Genomic DNA, 19892 nt, shown 5'->3' with positions numbered 1-19892 from the left:
CGGCGGTGACACTCCAGAGCTGATTTCTACAGCATTGTAGATTCACGGGTGTTCGTGCGGGCGGGGCGGTGCCGGTGCATCCGAACGGCCTGCCGGGGCGTCCTCCCCTGCATGGATCTGGAGAAGCAGGACGCCGGGAGACCGGCGCCGCCCGCACATCCGTCTTCGCCGCGGCGGCCGGAGGCGGCGGGTGAGGGGTGTCTGGTGGTGGCGATCCGCCTGCCGGTGCGGATCTTCGTGTTCCTCGTGGTGCTGCCGGTGCGGATGGTGTGGGACGGGTGTGTCGCCGCCGTGCGGTGGCTGGACCGTGCCGTGTTCCGGCCGCTCGGGCGGGCGCTGTGGTGGGTAGGGCGAGCGGTGTTCGTGTGGCCGCTGGTGGGGCTGTGGCGATATGGCCTCGTGCCGCTCGGCAAGGCGCTCGCCTGGCTCGGGAACCTGGTGATCGTCGTTCCCGCCGGGTGGCTGTACCGCTGTGTGCTCGTTCCGCTCGGGCACGCGCTGGTGTGGCTGTACGTGCGCGTGCTGACGCCCTTCGGGCACGGAGTGATGTGGGTGCTGCGCGGGGTCGCTGCCGTGTCGGCCGCGATCGGGCTCGGGGTGTTCGCGGCCCTCGCCCGGCTCACGCGGTACCTGGTCGTCGTGCCCTGTGCGTGGCTGTACAGGTGGGTGCTCACGCCCGTCGGACAGGCCGTCGCCCGGTGCGTGAAAGGGCTGGCACGGCTGGCGGGCATGCTCGTCACCGGTATCGGTACGGGGCTGTACTGGATCACCCGGATCCTGCTCGTGCTGCCCCTGCTCGCCGTGTGGCGCTGGGTTCTGGTGCCGGTCGGGCGGGTGCTCGCCGTCGTCGCGCGGGAGATCGGCAACGCCCTCGGGCATGCCTGGCGGGTCGCCGGGTACGTCTCGCTCGCGGTGTGGCGGTTCCTGGGCACCCTGGTGCGGTGGACCGTCGTGGAGCCCGCGCGGTGGACGTACGCGCGTGTGCTGACACCGGTGGGGCACATGGTGCGGGACGCGGTGCTGCGGCCCGCCGCCGAGGCCGGGCGCGCCGTGGGAAGGGCCGTACGGCGGTCCCTCGCCGCCGCCCGCGCGTCGGTACGGCGGGCCCGTGCCGATGCCCGCCGGATGTTCCTCGGAGAACAGGGGGAGCCGGTGCTCACGGACCGACGGGAACCTATCGGCGGTGAGACGCGTACTCTTGGTAGCAGCACAACCGCTCTCACGAAGGACTGAACGACACTGGGCAAGCGACAGCCCGAAGGCCCGCCGCCCGCACCCGCGGTGCAGCGCATTCGACTGCGCTACACCAAGCGCGGCCGCCTCCGGTTCACCAGCCACCGTGACTTCCAGCGTGCCTTCGAGCGCGCGTTGCGCCGTGCCGAGGTGCCGATGGCGTACTCGGCGGGGTTCACGCCGCACCCGAAGGTGTCGTACGCCAATGCCGCACCCACCGGCACGGGCAGTGAGGCGGAGTACCTGGAGATCGCGCTCACCCAGGCGCGGGATCCGGAGCGGATCAGAGCCCTCCTCGACGAGTCACTGCCCCCCGGGCTCGACATCACCGAGGCGGCCGAGGCCCGTACCTCGGGGCTCGCCGACCGGCTCACGGCCTCGGTGTGGGTGCTGCGGCTGGCCGGTGTCGACCGGGAGGAGGCCCGCCGAGCGGTGGACGCCTTCAACGCGGCCGGTACCGTCGAGGTGCAGCGCCGGACGAAGAACGGGATGCGCACGTTCGACACCCGTTCCGCGGTCGTGGTTCTGGAAAGCCTGGAAACGCCCCCTTCGTCGGCTGATAGGCCGACCGGCCAGCCCTGTGCGATACTGCGGCTGGTTGTTCGGCACGTGACGCCTGCCGTTCGACCCGACGACGTCCTGTCCGGTCTCCGCGCCGTGGCCGATCTGGCGCCGCCGGTCCCCGCAGCGGTGACCAGGCTGGCGCAGGGGCTGCTCGATGAAGAGACCGGCACGGTGACCGACCCGCTCGCGCCCGACCGCGAGGCAGCAGCGACCGAGCCGCATCCGGCCGGTGCCACTGCCGCCGCGACGGCGCCGGTGTAAGGAAGGTCCCGCGTAGGGACGGACGTCGTAGCGCCGCCCTCGTACCTCGGGAGCCACCTGGGTCGGGCAGCGCACCCACCACAAGACTTTCGCCAGGCCGTGCGCATTCGGTGTACGGAACCGGTGAGACAGGACACAGAGAGTTCCCGTGCGGCGCCCGCGCCCCGGACGGCGGCAACCGCGCTTCGCGCGAGCCGCGGACGTCACCGGCATCGCCGGACCGGGTGCGGCGCCCGGGAGCCTGACGGGAGAAACCCCCGCATGCTCGAACCGACCGAGCCCACAGAGGGCTCCGAACCGAACAGCCCCAGCGACACCCTGCCGCCGCGTCGACGGCGACGTGCCGCGTCCCGTCCGGCCGGTCCGCCCACGGCGGGCACCGGCACGGAGGCCGAGACGGTCACGTCGGCCATACCGGCCGCCGAGTCCCCTGAGCCCGCAGAGCCGCTCGACGAGAACGACGAGCTCGCGGCCGAGGAGGGCGCCGAGGCCGAGGCCACCGCGCAGCCGACGGCCGCCCGGGAGGAAGCACCGGCCGCCACGGACACCGCCGCTCCGCCCCGGCGTCGCCGTGTGGTGCGCCGCTCGACCTCGCCCGCCGGGACACCGACGTCGACGGAGGCCGCCGAGACCGTCGTACCGACGGCCGAGACCCCCGCTGCTCAGGCCGCTCCGGCTGCCGAGCCCGCCGGGGACGCCGCCCCGCCGCGTGCGCGCCGTCGTGCGACGCGCCGTGTGACCTCGCCGACGGCCACCGTCACCGAGGCCACCGAACCGGCGGAGAGCTCCGCGACCGCGAGCACCGCACAGGCCGCCGACACGGCTGTCACTGCTGTCACGGCCGGCATCACCGACACCGACACCGCCGAGGACGCGGCTCCCCGCCGTACCCGACGCCGTGCCTCGCGCAGCGTCTCCACGCCCGCGACCGCCGAGGCCGCCGCCTCCCCCGCCGAGGAGGCGCAGGCTCCCGTGACCGAGCCCACCGGGCAGACCGCGACCTCCGAGACACCCGCCGAGCCCGCCGCGGACGACGCCGCTCCGCGCCGCCGTCGCCGCGCGGTCCGCAAGGCCGCCGCCGGGTTCGCCGAGCCCGCCCGGCCGGTCACCGGATCCGCCGCGACCGGGGCCGAGACCGGGACGTCGAGGCGCCCCGCCCGTCCCGCCGTCGCCGTCTTCCAGGCTCCGGTGTTCACCGAGCCCCAGTTCCAGACGCCGGAGCGGGCCGCCGCCGAAGCGGCCGCCGAAGCCGCCGGTACGCCGGAGCCCGAGCAGCCGGAGGAGATCGAGGAGCTCCCGGAGGAGCAGCCCACCGCCTCGCGCCGCCGCCGTCGCCGTCGGGGCGCGGCGGACGAGACCGACGCGGCCCCGGCCGCTGTCACCGCCCGCGTCGAGGACGACGAGGACCGGTCCGCCGACGAGGCGGAGCACGCCGAGGAGTCGTCGGAGGGCCCCTCCGACGACGACCACGACGAGAGCGACGACCACGACGAGAGCGAAGGGGCCGGTTCCCGCCGGCGCCGTCGTCGCGGTGGCCGTCGCCGCAGGCGCGGCGAGTCCGCCGAGACGGACGCCGAGGGCGGCGAGTCCGGGGACGACACCGAGGGCACCGGCGCCGAGCACGACGCCGAGGACGACGCGGACCAGTCCGCCGACGACGCGGAGCACGACGACGAGTCGGCCGAGGACCGCGACGAGGCGGGCACCGCGGGCGGCTCCAGCAGCAGCCGGCGCCGTCGTCGCCGGCGTCGCCGGGCCGGGGACAGCGGAGGCGAGGCCGAGACCTCCACCGACGACCCCGAGCGCACCGTCGTCAAGGTCCGCGAACCGCGCAGGCCCGTCGAGCCGTCGGACGAGGTGCAGTCCATCAAGGGCTCCACCCGCCTGGAGGCGAAGAAGCAGCGCCGCCGGGAAGGCCGTGAGCAGGGCCGCCGGCGTGTCCCGATCATCACCGAGGCCGAGTTCCTGGCCCGCCGTGAGGCCGTCGAGCGCGTCATGGTGGTCCGGCAGTACGGCGACCGTACGCAGATCGGCGTCCTGGAGGACGGGGTGCTCGTCGAGCACTACGTCAACAAGGAGCAGGCGACCTCGTACGTCGGCAACGTGTACCTCGGCAAGGTGCAGAACGTGCTGCCGTCGATGGAGGCCGCGTTCATCGACATCGGCAAGGGCCGCAACGCCGTGCTCTACGCCGGTGAGGTCAACTTCGAGGCACTGGGCATGGCCAACGGCCCGCGTCGGATCGAGGCCGCGCTGAAGTCGGGCCAGTCGGTCCTCGCCCAGGTGACGAAGGACCCGATCGGGCACAAGGGTGCCCGTCTGACCAGCCAGGTCTCCCTCCCGGGCCGCTACCTCGTGTACGTCCCCGAGGGTTCGATGACCGGCATCAGCCGCAAGCTGCCCGACACCGAGCGGGCCCGGCTGAAGACCATCCTCAAGAAGGTCGTCCCCGAGGACGCGGGTGTCATCGTGCGCACCGCCGCCGAGGGCGCGAGCGAGGACGAGCTGCGCCGTGACGTCGAGCGGCTGCAGGCGCAGTGGGAGGAGATCAAGAAGAAGTCCAAGAGCGGTGGCAGCTCGAGCGCGCCGTCGCTGCTGTACGGCGAGCCGGACATGACCGTCCGGGTCGTGCGGGACATCTTCAACGAGGACTTCTCCAAGGTCGTCGTCAGCGGCGACGAGGCATGGGAGACCATCCACGGGTACGTCGCGCACGTCGCGCCGGACCTGGCCGACCGGCTGCAGAGGTGGACCAGCGAGGTCGACGTCTTCGCCACGTACCGGATCGACGAGCAGCTCGCCAAGGCGCTCGACCGCAAGGTCTGGCTGCCCAGCGGCGGTTCGCTGGTGATCGACCGGACCGAGGCGATGGTCGTCATCGACGTCAACACCGGCAAGTTCACCGGTCAGGGCGGCAACCTCGAGGAGACGGTCACCAGGAACAACCTGGAGGCGGCCGAGGAGATCGTGCGCCAGCTGCGGCTGCGCGACCTCGGCGGCATCATCGTCATCGACTTCATCGACATGGTCCTGGAGTCCAACCGGGACCTGGTGCTGAGGCGCCTGCTGGAGTGCCTGGGCCGGGACCGTACGAAGCACCAGGTCGCCGAGGTGACCTCGCTGGGCCTGGTGCAGATGACCCGCAAGCGGGTCGGCCAGGGCCTGCTGGAGTCGTTCTCGGAGACGTGCGTCCACTGCAACGGGCGCGGTGTCGTCGTCCACCTGGACCAGCCCACCTCCGCCGGTGGCGGCGGCAAGCGCAGGAAGCGGGCGCGGGCCGGTGCCGGGGAGCACCTCCACGAGCACGAGGCCGACGTCGTCCCGACGGCGGAGCAGGAGGCGGAAGCGGAGTCGGAGACGGAGGCCGAGGTCGCAGCCGAGGCCGCCGAGCCGGTCGCGCTTCCCGCCCCGGAGTACACCCCGGACGAGGAGCTGTACAGCAGCGCCGCCGAGGCGGAGGCCGCGGCCACGCGCGGACGTACCCGCCGCCGGGTGAGCCGCCGGGCCTCGGCCCCGGCTGGTGCGCCGAGGCGCGAGCAGCCCCGGCGCGAGCCGGCTGCCGCCGCCGCGGCCGCCGACGGGTCCGGGCCCGACGGGTCCGGCGCGCAGGTGCCGACGGCTCAGGACACGACGGCCGCCGAGGAGACCGCACGCCCGGTCCAGCCGGAGTCGGCCGCCGAGGCGCACGCCGTGCCGGCCGCCGCCGAGGACCCGGTCGTCGAGGCGCCCACCGCCGCGGCGGCGCCCGCCGAGGAGGCCGCTCCCCAGGGCCGCACGCGTCGCCGGGCCACCCGCAAGGCGTCCGCGCCGGCCGGTTCTCCGGCGGGTGCGCAGGCCGCGGTGGTGACGATCGCAGACACCGCAGCCACGGCGGACACCGCCCCCGCGGCGCCTGAGCAGACGCCGGAGCCGGTGGCTGAGCAGCCCCCGGCCGAGGCGTCCGCGCCGGCCGCCGAGACCGCCGCACCGCCCCGCCCGCGCCGCCGTGCGGTGCGCAAGCCCACCGTGTCCACCGCGTCCGAGGAGGCGGCCGTCGTGGTCGTCCCGTCGGCCCCGGCGGCGGAGACGGCCCCGGCGGACGAGGCAGCAGCGGCCGTCACCGCGACGGAGCCCGCCGAGGAAGCCGCCGAGGCAGCCGCCGACGAGGCGGCTCCGGCCAAGAAGACCGCCCGCACGGCGGCCAAGAAGGCCACGGCGAAGAAGGCCGCCACGAAGAAGGTGGTGGCCAAGAAGACGGTGGCGAAGAAGACCGTCGCCAAGAAGACGGCTGCGGAGAAGACCGTCGCCAAGAAGACGACGGCCAAGAAGGCCGCGGCCAAGACCACCAAGACGGCCGCGAAGAGGACGACGGCGAAGAAGGCCGCGGCAGCGGCCCAGCAGCCCTCGCCCTCGGTCACGGCGTCGACGGAGGACTGATCAGGAGCCGCCCTCAGGGGTGGCACACACCGACGAAGCGCGGGACACCGGAACCACCGGTGTCCCGCGCTTCGTCGTGCCCCTGACGTCGGTGCATCACATTCTTTTCGCAGCGGATCACTCTGTGTGCCGCATGTGGTCTCTCCTTGACCAACTCAATATTTCTCTGTGGTAACTCTGCGGAAAATTCCTACACATGTACTGGTAACGTGATCGCGGTCTCGGCCGTTGATCTTGCGCGCGTCGTGGACCGCAGCCGACTGCTGAGACCGAACCTTCTTCCGAGCGGACGGTGCCTGCCTTCCGTCCATGGCTCTCCGGAGGGCGGAGCCCACACGGAAACCGTTCGCCGTCGACAGAAGCCTGCGAAATTACGAAGACACGGGCATGGACGGCTCTCGGTGCGGGGCCGATCCCTTCCCGGTCCACGTCGTGGCGTGCCGCCGAGGTCGCCGAACAAGGAGGGGGACGTCGATGACCGACGCCCAGGGGTTGATACCGGCTGCCAGGCCTGTCATTGACGAGGAGGAGATCGAGGCCGCAGTGCGCGTGCTGCGCAGCGGCAGGGTCGTACAGGGCCCGGAGGTGGCCGCCTTTGAGGAGGAGTTCTCCGAGATCGTCGGCGGGCGGCACTGCGTCGCGGTCAATTCCGGTACCTCCGCGCTGCACCTGGCGCTGCTTGCTCTGGGGCTCGGACCGGGGGACGAGGTCATCGTGCCGTCCTTCTCCTTCGCCGCCTCCGCCAACGCCGTACGGCTCGTCGGCGCCGACGTGGTCTTCGCCGACATCGAACCCGACAGCTTCTGCCTCGACCCGGCGGCTGTCGAGGCGGCCCTCACTCCGCGCACCGCCGCGATCATGCCGGTCCACCTGTACGGTCACCCGGCCGCCATGGACCGGATCATGGCTATCGCGAACCGGTACGGGCTGGCCGTCGTCGAGGACGCCTGCCAGGCCCACGCGGCCGCGCTGCACGGCACGCCGGTCGGGGCGTTCGGCAACGCCGGAACGTTCAGCTTCTACCCGACCAAGAACATGCACAGCCTTGAAGGGGGCATGGTCAGCACCGCTGACGCGGAGGTCGCCCGTACCTTGCGTCTGCTGCGCAACCAGGGCATGGAACAGCGTTACGCCAACGAGATCGTGGGCGCCAACATGCGGATGACGGACGTGGCCGCAGCGATCGGCCGGGTCCAGCGCACCAAGCTCGCAGGTTGGACCCAGCGGCGCATCGCCAACGCCACCTTCCTCACGGACCACATCACCACGCCGCATGTGGTCACGCCGCGGGTCGCCGAGGGCGCCCGGCACGTGTACCACCAGTACACCGTGCGGATCCGGGGCGACCGGGACGCCGCCATGGCCTGCCTCACTGAGGCGGGTATCGGCAATGCCGTGTACTACCCGACGCCCATCCACCGGCTGAAGCCGTACTGGGAACCGGACCAGAAGGCCGGCCGCGGCTGGGACCTGCCGGAGACGGAGCGCGCGGCAGCCGAGGTCGTCTCGCTGCCCGTCCACCCGGGCCTGTCCGCGCGGGACCTGGAACGCATCGTGGCCGCCGTGAACACGTGGGGGGAGCAGGAGTGAGCACCGGAAGACGCCTGCGGGCCGGACTCGTCGGCCTCGGTTCCATGGGGCGTCACCACGCCCGCATCCTGTCCGGTCTGGAGGGTGTCGACTTCGTCGGGGTCGTCGACCCGATGGGAGACAAGAACGGTGCCGCGCAGGGCGCACCCGTCCTGGTCACCGTCGAGGAACTCATCGACCTGGGCATCGACTACGCGGTGGTGGCCTGCCCCACGGCCCTGCACGAGGAGGTCGGCCTGCAGCTCGCCGCAGCCGGCGTCTGCGCGCTGATCGAGAAGCCGGTCGCCGACACGGTGGCCGGGGCGCGCCGCCTGGTCGAGGCCTTCGAGACGCGTGGTCTGGTGGCCGGTGTCGGCCACATCGAGCGGTGCAATCCCGCGCTGCGTTCCCTGCGGGCCCGCCTGGAGGCGGGTGAACTCGGTGAGGTCTTCCAGGTCGTCACCCGCCGTCAGGGACCCTTTCCGCACCGCATAGCGGATGTCGGTGTCGTCAAGGACCTGGCCACCCACGACATCGACCTGACCGGATGGGTCACCGGCCGTGAATACGTCTCCATCGCCGCGCACACCATCTCCAAGAGCGGCCGAGAGCACGAGGACATGGTCTCCGCGGTCGGCCGCCTCGATGACGGCACCATGGTCAACCACCTGGTCAACTGGCTGAGTCCGCTCAAGGAGCGCTTCACCTCGGTCACCGGTGAGCGCGGCTGCTTCATCGCCGACACCCTCACCGCAGACCTGACCTTCCACTCCAACTCCGCCGTGGCCACCGAGTGGGAGGCCCTGCAGGCCTTCCGCGGTGTTGCCGAGGGCGACATGATCCGTTACGCCATTCCCAAGCGCGAGCCGCTTCTCGTCGAGCACGAACTCTTCCGGGATGCGGTACTCGGTGAGCCCGCCGACATCTGCACGCTCCGCCAGGGCCTGCGGACCGTGGAGGTCGCGGCCGCGGTACTCGAATCCGCGTTGGACAACCGCAGCGTTTCGCTTCTGCCGGAGGACCAGACCACACATGCCAGCTGAGAACCGCACGGAGACCGCCCGGTCCGCGCGCGGGCGGATCCTGATGCTCGTCGACAACGGGGTCAACGGCGACTCGCGCGTACAAAAGGAAGCCCGCTCGGCGGCCGACGCGGGATGGGACGTCGTCCTGCTGGGCAGGGCCAAGGGCAAGAAGGAACAGAGCTGGCAGATCGGGGATGCCGAGGTCCGGCTGCTGCCCGTGCCCGGGCCGCTGTTCCGCCGACGTCACGAGTACCGGCGGGCGGTGCTGCGCTCCCCGCTGGCCTACCGGCCCGGGCCGCTGGCGTCGTACCGCCGTCAGAAGGTCAAGGCCTGGCGGGCCGACCTCAACGTCCGGCTGATCCTCGCCCGGCAGCAGGGCTCGGCGGTCGGTCGGCTGCGGCTGCTGGGTCCCAGGCTGGCCTCCCGGCTGCTGCACTCGTGGGTCGGCCTCCGGTGCCGCAAGACCCAGGCGCTCGAGAAGCGGCGCAAGAACATGGACTCGGCGCTGGACCGCTTCACCACCGCCTTCTGGCGGAAGACCATGGGCGACCGCGCCTGGCGCAGGCTCGACCCGCACCTGTGGGACTTCGAGTTGGCGTACGGGAAGGTCATCGACGAGCTGAAGCCTGATCTCCTCCACGCCAATGACTTCCGGATGCTCGGTGTGGCCGCCCGAGCCACGCTGCGCGCCCGGGCCAAGGGCCGGGACGTCAAACTCGTCTGGGACGCCCACGAGTTCCTGCCCGGTATCAAGCCGTGGGACCCGCATCCCCGTTGGCACATCGCCCAGTGCGCGCACGAGAGGGAGTACGCCCGGTACGCCGACGCGGTGGTGACGGTGTCGGACACCCTCGCCGGGATGCTTCAGGAACAGCACGGGCTGGCTGAACGTCCCGGCATCGTGCTCAACGCCCCCGATGGGGAAATATCGCCGGATCAGGCCGCCGAACCCGTGCCGGATCTAAGGGGGTTGTGCGGCGTCGCGGACGATGTGCCGCTCACCGTGTACAGCGGTTCCGCCTCCCCGCAGCGCGGTCTCGACATCATGGTCGAGTCCCTGCCGCACCTCCCTGAAGTGCACACGGCGTTCGTCGTACTCAACACCAAGTCGGACTACATGAAGACCCTGCGGGCGCGCGCGGAGGAGTTGGGAGCCGGCGACCGGCTGCACATCCTGCCGTACGTGCCGCATTACCAGGTGGCGCGTTTCCTCGCGACGGCCGACATCGGGGTCATCCCGATCCATCACTGGCCGAACCACGAGATCGCCCTCATCACCAAGTTCTTCGAGTACTCCCATGCCCGGCTGCCGCTGGTGGTCAGTGATGTGAAGACGATGGGCGCGATGGTCGAACAGACCGGTCAGGGCGAGGTGTTCCGGGCCGAGGACCTGGAGGACTACATCCGCGCCGTGAAGTCCGTGCTGGGTGATGCCGAGCGGTACCGCGCCGCGTACGACGTGCCGGGGCTCCTCGACCAGTGGACCTGGGAGGCGCAGGCCGAGCGGCTGGACGCCGTCTACGAGCGGCTGCTGGACGACCAGGGGAACCGGCCCCTGGCCGAACGCGGAGAGGCGGAGGCACAGGCATGAAGGGCGTACCCGACGTCAGCGTGATCGTCGCCGTCTACAACACGATGCCCTACCTCACGGAGTGCCTGAACTCCCTGGTGGGACAGAGCATCGGGCGGGACCGGCTGGAGATCGTCGCGGTCGACGACGGTTCCACCGACGACAGCGGCGCCGAACTCGACCGCTTCGCCGAGCGGTACCCGAACACCGTCAAGGTGATCCACCAGGAGAACTCCGGGGGGCCGGCGGCACCCAGCAACCGGGCGCTGGACATCGCCACCGGCCGGTACGTCTACTTCGTCGGCTCCGACGACCACCTCGGTGAAGAGGCCTTGGAGCGCATGGTGGCCTACGCCGATGAGCACGGCTCGGACGTCGTGGTCGGCAAAATGGTCGGGACGAACGGCCGATACGTCCATCAGGCGTTGTACAAGAAGAGCGACCCGGACATCGGCCTCACTGGCTCGGCGTTGCCGTGGACCCTGGCCAACACCAAGCTGTTCCGGCGCGACCTGGTCGAACAGCACGAGCTGCGTTTCCCCGAGCAGTTGCCCGTGGGCAGCGATCAGCCGTTCACCATCGAGGCGTGCGTGCGCGCGCGGAAGATATCGGTGGTGGCGGACTACACCTGCTACTACGCGGTGAAGCGGGGTGACGCCGGCAACATCACCTACCGGGCCGACCACCTGGCCCGGTTGCGGTGCACGGCGGAGATCATGGACTTCACCGCCGCCCTCATCGACAAGGGCCCGGAGCGGGACGCCGTCCTGCGCCGGCACTTCACCTGGGAACTGGCCAAGCTCGTCCGGGACGACTTCCCCGCCCTGGACCGTGAACTCCAGCGCGATCTCTGCGCGGGCATCGCGCGGCTCGCCGACGCCTACCTCACGGACGGCATCCGGGACGCCATGGACGTCAAGCGGCGCGTGCGGATCAGCCTGGCCCGGGCCGGCGCGATCGATGAGCTGTGTGAGGCGATCACCGCCGAGAAGAAGCACGGAGCGCCGCCGTTCGTCGTCGAGGGGGACCGCGCCTACGCCCGCTATCCGGGCTTCCGCGACCCCCGGATCGGTGTGCCCGACCGGTGCTACGAACTCGTCGGGGAGGCGGTCCCCGGCCGACTCGCCAAGGGCAGCGAACTGCTCGCCTCGGGGTGGGAGCAGGAGGGCGAGGGGCTCGCCTACACGGCATCGGTCAGGGTGCCCGTTCTCGGTGACGTGGACAGCGCCGTCCTTCGACTGGTCCACGGGGCGATGCCCGAGAAGGCGGACAAGCCCGGAGCCAGGAAACTGCCGAGCGGGCGCTCCCTCCCGGAACCGGTGGGCGACTTCACTACGGAATCCACCGAGGACGGCACCGCCACGGTGCTGCACGCCCGGGTCCCGCTGGAGCGACGCAAAGTCAAACTGGGCGTCCGGATCTACGTGGACGTCGCCGGGTCGACATACGAGATACCCGTACGCGGCACGGGCAAGCCCATGCCGTTGGCCCGCCGGTGGGGACGCTACGAGGACCCCTACCGGGCCGCCGCCCTGATCAACGACAAGGGGCGCGTGGTGATAGCCACGGCGCAGATGTTCCCGCCGAAGAAGTCACTGGTCTCCCGGATACAGGCCACTCTTGCCCGCGGCTCCAAAAGGAAGTAGCCACTCCCCATGAACATCTGTGTAGTAGCGCTCGGCAAGATCGGGCTTCCCCTTGCCGTGCAGTTCGCTTCCAAGGGCCACCGGGTCATCGGCGCGGACGTCAACGAGAAGGTCGTCGATCTCGTCAACGCGGGAACGGAACCGTTCCCGGGTGAGCACGACCTCGACGTGAAGCTGAAGGAGGTCGTCGGTGCCGGGCTGCTGAGCGCGACGACGGACACCACGGCCGCCGTCGCCGGGTCGGAGGCCGTGGTCGTGGTCGTCCCGCTGTTCGTCGACGCCGACGGCGTGCCGGACTTCGGCTGGATGGATGCCGCAACCAAGGCGATCGCCAAGGGGCTCAAGCCCGGCACGCTCGTCTCGTACGAGACCACGCTGCCGGTCGGCACCACCCGGACCCGCTGGGCGCCGATGCTCGCCGAGAACTCGGGGCTGACGGCGGGCGAGGACTTTCACCTGGTCTTCTCACCCGAACGCGTCCTCACCGGCAGGGTCTTCGCCGACCTGCGCCGCTACCCGAAGCTGGTCGGCGGCATCGACGAGGCATCGACCGCCCGCGGCGTGGATTTCTACGAGGCGGTCCTCGACTTCGACGCCCGCGACGACCTGCCCCGTCCGAACGGGGTCTGGGACCTCGGCACGGCGGAGGCGTCCGAGCTCGCCAAGCTCGCCGAGACCACCTATCGCGACGTCAACATCGGCCTCGCCAACCAGTTCGCGCGTTTCGCCGACTGCAACGGCATCGACGTCAAGAAGGTCATCGAGGCCTGCAACTCGCAGCCCTACAGCCACATCCACCAGCCGGGCATCGCCGTCGGCGGCCACTGCATCCCGATCTACCCGCGGATGTACCTGTGGAACGACCCGGCCGCCACCGTCGTGCGTTCCGCCCGCGAGGCGAACGCCGCGATGCCCGAGTACGCCGTCGACCTGCTGGCAGCCGCATACGGGGACCTGACCGGCGTGAACGTCCTGGTGCTGGGCGCGGCCTACCGCGGGGGAGTGAAGGAGACCGCGTTCTCGGGCGTCTTCCCGACCGTGGAGGCACTCAGGGCGCGCGGCGCCGTGCCGTACGTCTCCGACCCGATGTACACGTCCGAGGAACTGCTGGCGCTGGGCCTGACGCCGCACGACGGCGAGAAGGTCGCCGCGGCCGTCCTCCAGGCCGACCACGCCGAGTACCGCGAGCTCACCCCCGCCGATCTACCGGACGTCACGGTCCTGGTCGACGGACGCCGTACGACCGACCCGGAAGCCTGGAAGGGCGTCCGCAGGGTGGTCATCGGCGGCTGAGCCGCGATATCGGACGACCGGTGGGACCCGGCCTGTGAACACGGGATCCCGCCGGCACATCCGTCCTGCGGTGCGCGCCCGGGCGGACACTCCGTGAAAAGCGTGAGCACTTCGACGAAAAGTGCTCACGCTTTTCACGTCACAGTGCCGGTCAGGCGTCGCGCTCGGTGAGCGTGCCGTCCTTCTCGTCGTACAGGCTGCCGCTCTCGGGGCACTCCCACACCCCGGGCTCGGCCTCCCGCTCCACCAGACGCACCCCGGCTCTGCCCACCCAGCCCACCTGACGGGCGGGTACGCCGACCACGAGGGCGAAGTCGGGTATGTCCTTGGTGACCACAGCACCGGCTGCGACCATGGCCCAGCGACCGACACGCACCGGCGCGACGCACACGGACCGTGCGCCGATCGAGGCCCCGTCGGCGATGCTCACCCCCACCGCCTCCCAGTCGCCGCCGCGCTTCTGCTTGCCCTCGGGGGTCACGGAACGCGGATTGTGGTCGTTGGTGAGAACCACGGCGGGCCCGATGAACACACCGTCACCGAGCTCGGCCGGCTCGTAGACGAGGGCGTAGTTCTGCACCTTGCAGTTGTCGCCCATCCGCACACCCGAGCCGACGTACGCACCGCGACCGATCACACAGCCCTCTCCCAGGCGTGCCCCCTCGCGGATCTGCGCGAGGTCCCACACGCTGCTTCCCACGCCGATCTCGGCGCTCTCGTCGACCTGTGCGCTGGGCTGGACCCTGTAGTTCACTTCTCCGCCTTCCGCTGTCTCACTCAGCCCGGTGAGCATACGGCGGCGGGGTTGGCGGCTGTCGCGGTGAGGCCAGTGACGGGCACTCCGCTGTTTCCGTTGCCGTCGGCCGGTATGTGCGGGTTATGCGGCGTTTCGGTGCGACAGGCGTGGCAGGTGTGACCAGCATCACTTCCCGGGCGTTGAACGGAAGTGTTGCGTGTGCACGCCAAGTGAAGAAATGATCACTCGACCGCAAAACTCTTTTTCGCTCGCGGGGGAACCGTGTCAAGGGTGGGGAACGTCTGGTGGCGCGGTGCTGCCACGGTTTTGACAGGGGCATTACTGCTCTGGGGTGTGGGTATCGGCGACACGCCTGCCGCCGCGGCCGTCGCGTGCCCCTCCGGGATCGATTCGGACTTCAACGGCGACGGTGTCCGGGACACGGCCATAGCCGACCCGGAGGCCACTGTCGACGGTGTCCGGAAGGCCGGTGCGGTGCACGTCGTCTACGGCGGCGGCAAGGGCGTTCTCACCTTGTCGCAGGCAGTCGAGTTCATACCGGGAACACCTGAGACAGGCGATCGGTACGGGTACGCGCTGGCCGTCCACGACGCGGACCTCGACGGCTGCAGCGACCTCGTGATCGGCTCGCCGTACGAGGACATCGGCACCGAGGTCGACTCCGGGGCCGTGCACCTGGTCTACGGAAACACCAAGGGACTGAACGCTGGTGGCAGGGCCGCCAAGGAGTTCTACCAAGGCACCGACAAGGCGCTGGGAGGCGCCGCGGAGGCCGGCGACTGGGTCGGCTACGCGGTCGCGGCCGGCAAGACCTCGAGCGGGACGCCGTACCTGCTGATCGGCATCCCCGGTGAGTCAATCGGCACCGTGGAGGACGCCGGCGGCTTCTGCCACGTCCATGGCACGGCACCGACGGTTGTCTGCATCAACCAGGACACCGCGACCGGCGGCGCGGTGCCCGGCATCGTCGAACAGGACGACCGCTTCGGCTCCGCACTTGCGGCAACCCCGACCCACTTCGCGGTCGGCACGCCCGGTGAAGCTCTGGGGACCACCACCTTCGCCGGTGGCGCGGCCTGGTTCAGCCACACGCTCACCAGCGGCTATCCGAAGCCCCTCGGCGGGCTCGCCCAGGATCAGGATGCCATCAGCGGGACCGAGGAAGTGGGCGACCAGTTCGGTACCGCTCTCGCCATGGTCCCGTACCGGGCTTCCGGAGCCACCTCCACGGTGGAGTCCTTGCTCGCAGTCGGTGTTCCGGGCGAGGACCTGTCGACAACGGTCGACGCGGGCGCCGTTCAGGTCTTTCGACTCGCGGCGAACGGCACCTTCACCGAGACGGCGTGGATCGACCAGAACACCACCGACGTGGATCAGGAGGCAGAGGCGGGCGACTTCTTCGGACGACGACTCGCCGCCGTCAACTCCGCCCCCAACGCCACGTCCACCGGTATGACGGCAAGGATCGCCATCGGCGTGCCCGGCGAGGATTCCTCCGAGGAGCACATGGACAAGGGCGGTGTCCAGATCGTTCCGCTGGTAGGCGCACCCGGAGCGTCCGACGTGTGGCTCGACCCCGGGTACGGCATCCCGTCCACACCCGCGCCGCGCATGCTCACCGGTCTGTCGCTCGCCTCCGGCCCCTCGTTGCTCGTAGGGGCCGCCTACGGCCCGTCCGAGGGGCGCGCCGTGTACGGCTTCCCGTGGGACGTGGTTTCCGGTGGGACTCCCACCCTGACGTTCAAACCCGGAGAGGGCGGCATCCCCGCCACCGGTAGCGCCTTCGGCGCCAGCGTCCACTGACGACATGACCCGATTGGAGAGTGGACGCGTGTCCGCAGACAGACACAGGTCCGTCCGGGGCCGCACGGTGCTGCGTGCCGCCGTGGCGGCGGCCGTCACCGGTGCGGTACTGGCGGGCGGCCTGACGCTGCTCCCGGGCGGCGGCACCGCCGCGCAGGATCCGGCGCCGGCCGCCGCCGACCGGCCGATACAGACCGAGCAGCAGGCCGTGGCCGCCGCCAAGGACAGCGGTGAGCAGGTCGAGGTCGTGGGGCTGCGCACCGAGCGCAGGGAGATCTTCGCCGAGCCGGACGGCACCTTCACCGCCCGCGAGTACACCGAGCCCGTCCGCACCGTCCGGGGCGGCGCATGGGTCGACATCGACGAGACGCTGGTGAAGCGGGCCGACGGCAGTTGGGGGCCGAAGGCGGTCACCGTGGACCTGGCCTTCTCCGCCGGGCAGGCCGGAGAGCCGTTCGTGACGATGCGTCGTGCGGGCCGTGAGTTTGCGCTGACCTGGCCGTACGGCGAACTGCCCGCGCCCCGGGTCGAGGGCGGCACCGCCACCTACGTGGACGCTCTGCCCGGTGTGGACCTGACCGTCCGGGCGGAGGCCGACGGGTTCGGTCATTTTCTCGTCGTCAGGACGCCCGAGGCCGCGGCCGACCCCAAGCTGGCCCGGCTCGACCTCGGCATGACGACCGAGGGCCTGAAGATCGAGGAGAACGACTCCGGGGCGATCGTCGCCGAGGACGCCGAGGTGGGCGGCACCGTCTTCCAGGCCGGCAAGCCCGTCATGTGGGACTCGGCCGCCGTCGAGGAGGCCGCCGCGCGGAAGCAGGGCCCCGACGCGGTCACGAAGGCGCTCAAGGCCGCGGCCGACGAGGCCGGCACCGAAGCGGCTCCCGGCGCTCCCGACGCCGCCCTCGACGGCCCGGGGGGTGGCGGGCGGGTCACGCCGCTGGGAATCGAGATCGGCAGGGACAAGCTGAGCATCGTCCCCGACCAGAAGCTGCTCAGGGCCGACACGACCGTCTTCCCCGTCGTCATCGACCCGGTCCAGCGGACCACCCCCCGGACCGCCTGGACCGGAGTGATGTCGGGGATGCCCGGCGAGCAGGACTGGAAGTACTCCGGCAGCGCGGGTGCCGGCAAGTGCCCCACCGACTACAACCCCGTCTCCTGCAACGGCGTCGGCGTGCGCCGCCTGCTGTTCACCATGCCGCTCTCCTTCTACAAGGGGAAGCAGATCCTGGGCGCCACCTTCTCGGCCCGGGTCGAGCACATCTACAGTGCCTCCCCGACCGCCGAGCCGATCAGGCTGTACCGCATCGGCGGCAAGAACTACTCGATCACCTCGTCCAGCAACTGGTCCAACACCTCGGACGACTGGGACGACCACATCGGGACCGTCGACAAGGCGATCTCCCCGACCTCCTGCTCCAGCCAGGCCAACCTGCACTTCGAGAGCGGCGCGACCGGTGAGCTGACCAGCGAGATCAAGACGGCCGCCGCGGGCGGCTGGAACTCGATGACGTTGGGCCTGCGCGCGGCCGATGAGGGCCGGTTCGCCGAGTGGAAGCGGATCTGCGGCAACGCCTACCTGTCGATCAAGTACAACAACCTGCCGCGGCAGATCAAGACATCCGACATGTCCACCGACCCGGGAGGCATCTGCAAGTGGGGTGCCGGCCGCGAGTACACCGACGTGCCCCCGAAGCTCAGGGCCATCGCGAGCGACCCGGACCACGGCAACGGCCGGACCGACAAGGTGAAGGTCGAGTTCAAGGTGGAGTGGACGGACCCCGCCACCAAGGAGGCGAAGTCCTACAGCTACACCACGAAGGAGTGGCTGTCCCCCACGCCCAACACCAGATTCGAGCACACCGTCAAGTCGTCCATCCCGCAGAACACCGTCATCTACTGGAGCGCACGCGCCGACGACGGGGACGGCCCGGGTCCTTGGAGCTCGGCGGGCGACACCGCGCAGCGCTGTGAGTTCATTCTCGACAAGACCTGGCCCGGCAAGCCGAGCGTGATCTCCAAGGAGTACCCGTCCGGCACCGTCTACCACGACGGCGTGGGCACCTACGGCACGTTCACCTTCGCTCCCAACCCGAACGACTCCATCCCGGACACCGACGTCGTCAAGTACCTCTACGACTTCGACACCACGGTCGGCCCCACCAAGTCGCTCACTCCCACCAAGGCGGGCGAACCCGTCTCCGTGTCGTGGGCGCCCACCCGTTCGGGGCGGCACTGGGTCGACGTGGTCGCCGTCGACAAGGCGGGGCACGCGAGCAGCAAGGCGCACTACGAGTTCCTGGTGAGTGAGGGCAGGCCGGTCGTCGCCCAGTGGAACCTCGCCGAACAGGCGGGCAGCACCGATGCCCACGACGAGAGCGGCGAGTTCTCGGCGACGGCCGGCAGCGCCGTCACCTTCGGCGTGGACGGACCCGGCGGCAAGGTCGACGCGGCAGCACGTTTCGACGGAAGCACCGAGGCGTATCTCGACGTGAGCGAGTCCGTGCTCGACACCGCCACGAGCTTCAGCGTCAGCGCCTGGGTGCGGCCCACAGCGCTGGACCGCGACATGACGGTCGTCAGCCAGGACGGCACCGGAGAGCCCGGCTTCACCCTCGGCTACGACGCGTCGGCGCAGGCCTGGAAGTTCGCCGTCCCGGTCAACGACGTGGACTCGCTGGGCGAATGGAAGGCTGCCGCCACCGGCGTCTCGGTGGTCAAGGACCAGTGGGTGCTGCTGACCGGTGTGTACGACGCCCAGAAGAGCGGCGGCCCGGAGCTGAGGCTCTACATCAACAAGGACTCGAAGGGTGTCGCGCAGCGTCGTTCCGCCTGGAAGTCGTACGGACCGCTGCAGATCGGCCGGACCACCGCGAAGAGCGGATACCGTGACCACTTCACGGGTGACCTCGCAGAGGTCCGCGTCTTCGACCGGGTACTGCCGGCCGGCCAGGTCGCCGAGCTGATGACCGTCAAACCGGAACGCAAGGGCTACTGGCAGCTCGACGAGGCCGTGGGCGGTTCGTCGGCCGAGACCGGTGGAGGCCAGGCACTGTCCCTCGCCGGCAACGCTTCCGTCTACCGCCCGGTCGACCCGCTGTTCGACACCGCCGCCCTGGTCGGCGATGGCAACCTCGTCCTGGACGGCGACGGTGACTACGCGTCCACCGCCAATGCTCCCGTCGCCGGCAACACCAGCTTCACCGTGACCGCCCGCGCCCAGCTCACCTCGCTGGACCCGGAGAAGTCGCAGACGGTGCTGTCGCTGCCGGGCGCCCACGCCAACCGGCTCCAGGTCCGCTACCAGGCGGCCACGGGCCAGTGGGAGCTGGCGGTCGCGGAGACCGACTCCGCCACCGCCGAGGTCGTCACCTTCACCGACGATCAGGAACTTCCCGACACCGGTGGCTCCGGCCAGCACCTGGCGGTCGTCTACGACGCCTTCGCCAACACGGTCCGGCTGTACGTCGAGGGCCAGCTCGTCGCCGGCGCCTACGGCACGGACGACACCCTGTGGTCCGCCACCGGTGGCCTGCAGGTGGGCCGTTCGCTGCGCGGGGCGAGCGAGTACTTCGCCGGTGCCATCGACGAGGTGCGCGTGTACAGCGGGGCCGCGGACGTGATCGCGGTCCAGCAGATGTCGATGCTGGTGGCCGTACCGGACATGTGACGGCCGACCGACTCCCGGGTGGCCGGGCCCCGTTCGTCGCGGGACCCGGCCACCCGCCCTTCCCCTGCTCCTCCCCCCTCCA

At 70.8% G+C, this 19892-nt stretch carries 11 protein-coding genes; 10 read left to right on the top strand and 1 reads right to left on the bottom strand.

What is annotated here, in order from left to right; translation table 11 throughout:
- Positions 1-111 precede the first annotated feature (111 nt).
- From ACVW19_RS10945 to ACVW19_RS10910, 8 genes are all read left to right on the top strand, one after another.
- Positions 112-1233, top strand: coding sequence for a hypothetical protein (locus ACVW19_RS10945; RefSeq protein WP_457458788.1), 1122 nt, complete (start codon positions 112-114; stop codon positions 1231-1233).
- 48 nt (positions 1234-1281) lie between these two features.
- Complete coding sequence (locus tag ACVW19_RS10940) at positions 1282-2058, top strand: TIGR03936 family radical SAM-associated protein (RefSeq protein ID WP_457458786.1); 777 nt, start codon at positions 1282-1284, stop codon at positions 2056-2058.
- Positions 2059-2319: 261 nt separating this feature from the next.
- Positions 2320-6474 carry an Rne/Rng family ribonuclease gene (locus ACVW19_RS10935; RefSeq protein WP_457458785.1) on the top strand — a complete coding sequence of 1385 codons (4155 nt, stop codon included), beginning with the start codon at positions 2320-2322 and terminating at the stop codon, positions 6472-6474.
- A gap of 474 nt (positions 6475-6948) precedes the next feature.
- Positions 6949-8064 (top strand): DegT/DnrJ/EryC1/StrS family aminotransferase, encoded by a 1116-nt coding sequence (locus tag ACVW19_RS10930; protein ID WP_457458783.1) that lies wholly within the window; start codon positions 6949-6951, stop codon positions 8062-8064.
- 44 nt (positions 8065-8108) lie between these two features.
- Positions 8109-9086, top strand: a complete 978-nt coding sequence (locus ACVW19_RS10925) for a Gfo/Idh/MocA family protein (protein WP_457464549.1) — start codon at positions 8109-8111, stop codon at positions 9084-9086.
- Complete coding sequence (locus ACVW19_RS10920; RefSeq protein WP_457458781.1) at positions 9076-10659, top strand: glycosyltransferase family 4 protein; 1584 nt, start codon at positions 9076-9078, stop codon at positions 10657-10659. Before ACVW19_RS10925 ends, ACVW19_RS10920 begins: the two co-directional genes overlap by 11 nt.
- Entirely contained in the window at positions 10656-12284 is a 1629-nt protein-coding gene (locus ACVW19_RS10915; protein WP_457458779.1) for a glycosyltransferase family 2 protein, read from the top strand. The genes ACVW19_RS10920 and ACVW19_RS10915 overlap by 4 nt, the downstream gene beginning before the upstream one ends.
- 9 nt (positions 12285-12293) lie before the next feature.
- Complete coding sequence (locus tag ACVW19_RS10910) at positions 12294-13577, top strand: nucleotide sugar dehydrogenase (RefSeq protein ID WP_457458777.1); 1284 nt, start codon at positions 12294-12296, stop codon at positions 13575-13577.
- A 151-nt stretch (positions 13578-13728) separates the two neighbouring features.
- On the opposite strand, the gene ACVW19_RS10905 is transcribed toward ACVW19_RS10910, so the two are convergent.
- Complete coding sequence (locus tag ACVW19_RS10905) at positions 13729-14331, bottom strand: acyltransferase (RefSeq protein WP_457458775.1); 603 nt, start codon at positions 14329-14331, stop codon at positions 13729-13731.
- 336 nt (positions 14332-14667) lie between these two features.
- Here ACVW19_RS10905 and ACVW19_RS10900 point away from each other — a divergent pair, with 336 nt between their 5' ends.
- Positions 14668-16137, top strand: coding sequence for a VCBS repeat-containing protein (locus tag ACVW19_RS10900; protein WP_457458773.1), 1470 nt, complete (start codon positions 14668-14670; stop codon positions 16135-16137).
- Positions 16138-16165: 28 nt separating this feature from the next.
- Complete coding sequence (locus ACVW19_RS10895) at positions 16166-19810, top strand: LamG domain-containing protein (protein ID WP_457458771.1); 3645 nt, start codon at positions 16166-16168, stop codon at positions 19808-19810.
- The last annotated feature ends 82 nt before the right edge of the window (positions 19811-19892 follow it).

The sequence above is a fragment of the Streptomyces sp. TE5632 genome (genome assembly GCF_054061295.1).
This window is presented reverse-complemented; position numbering and strand designations above follow the sequence as displayed.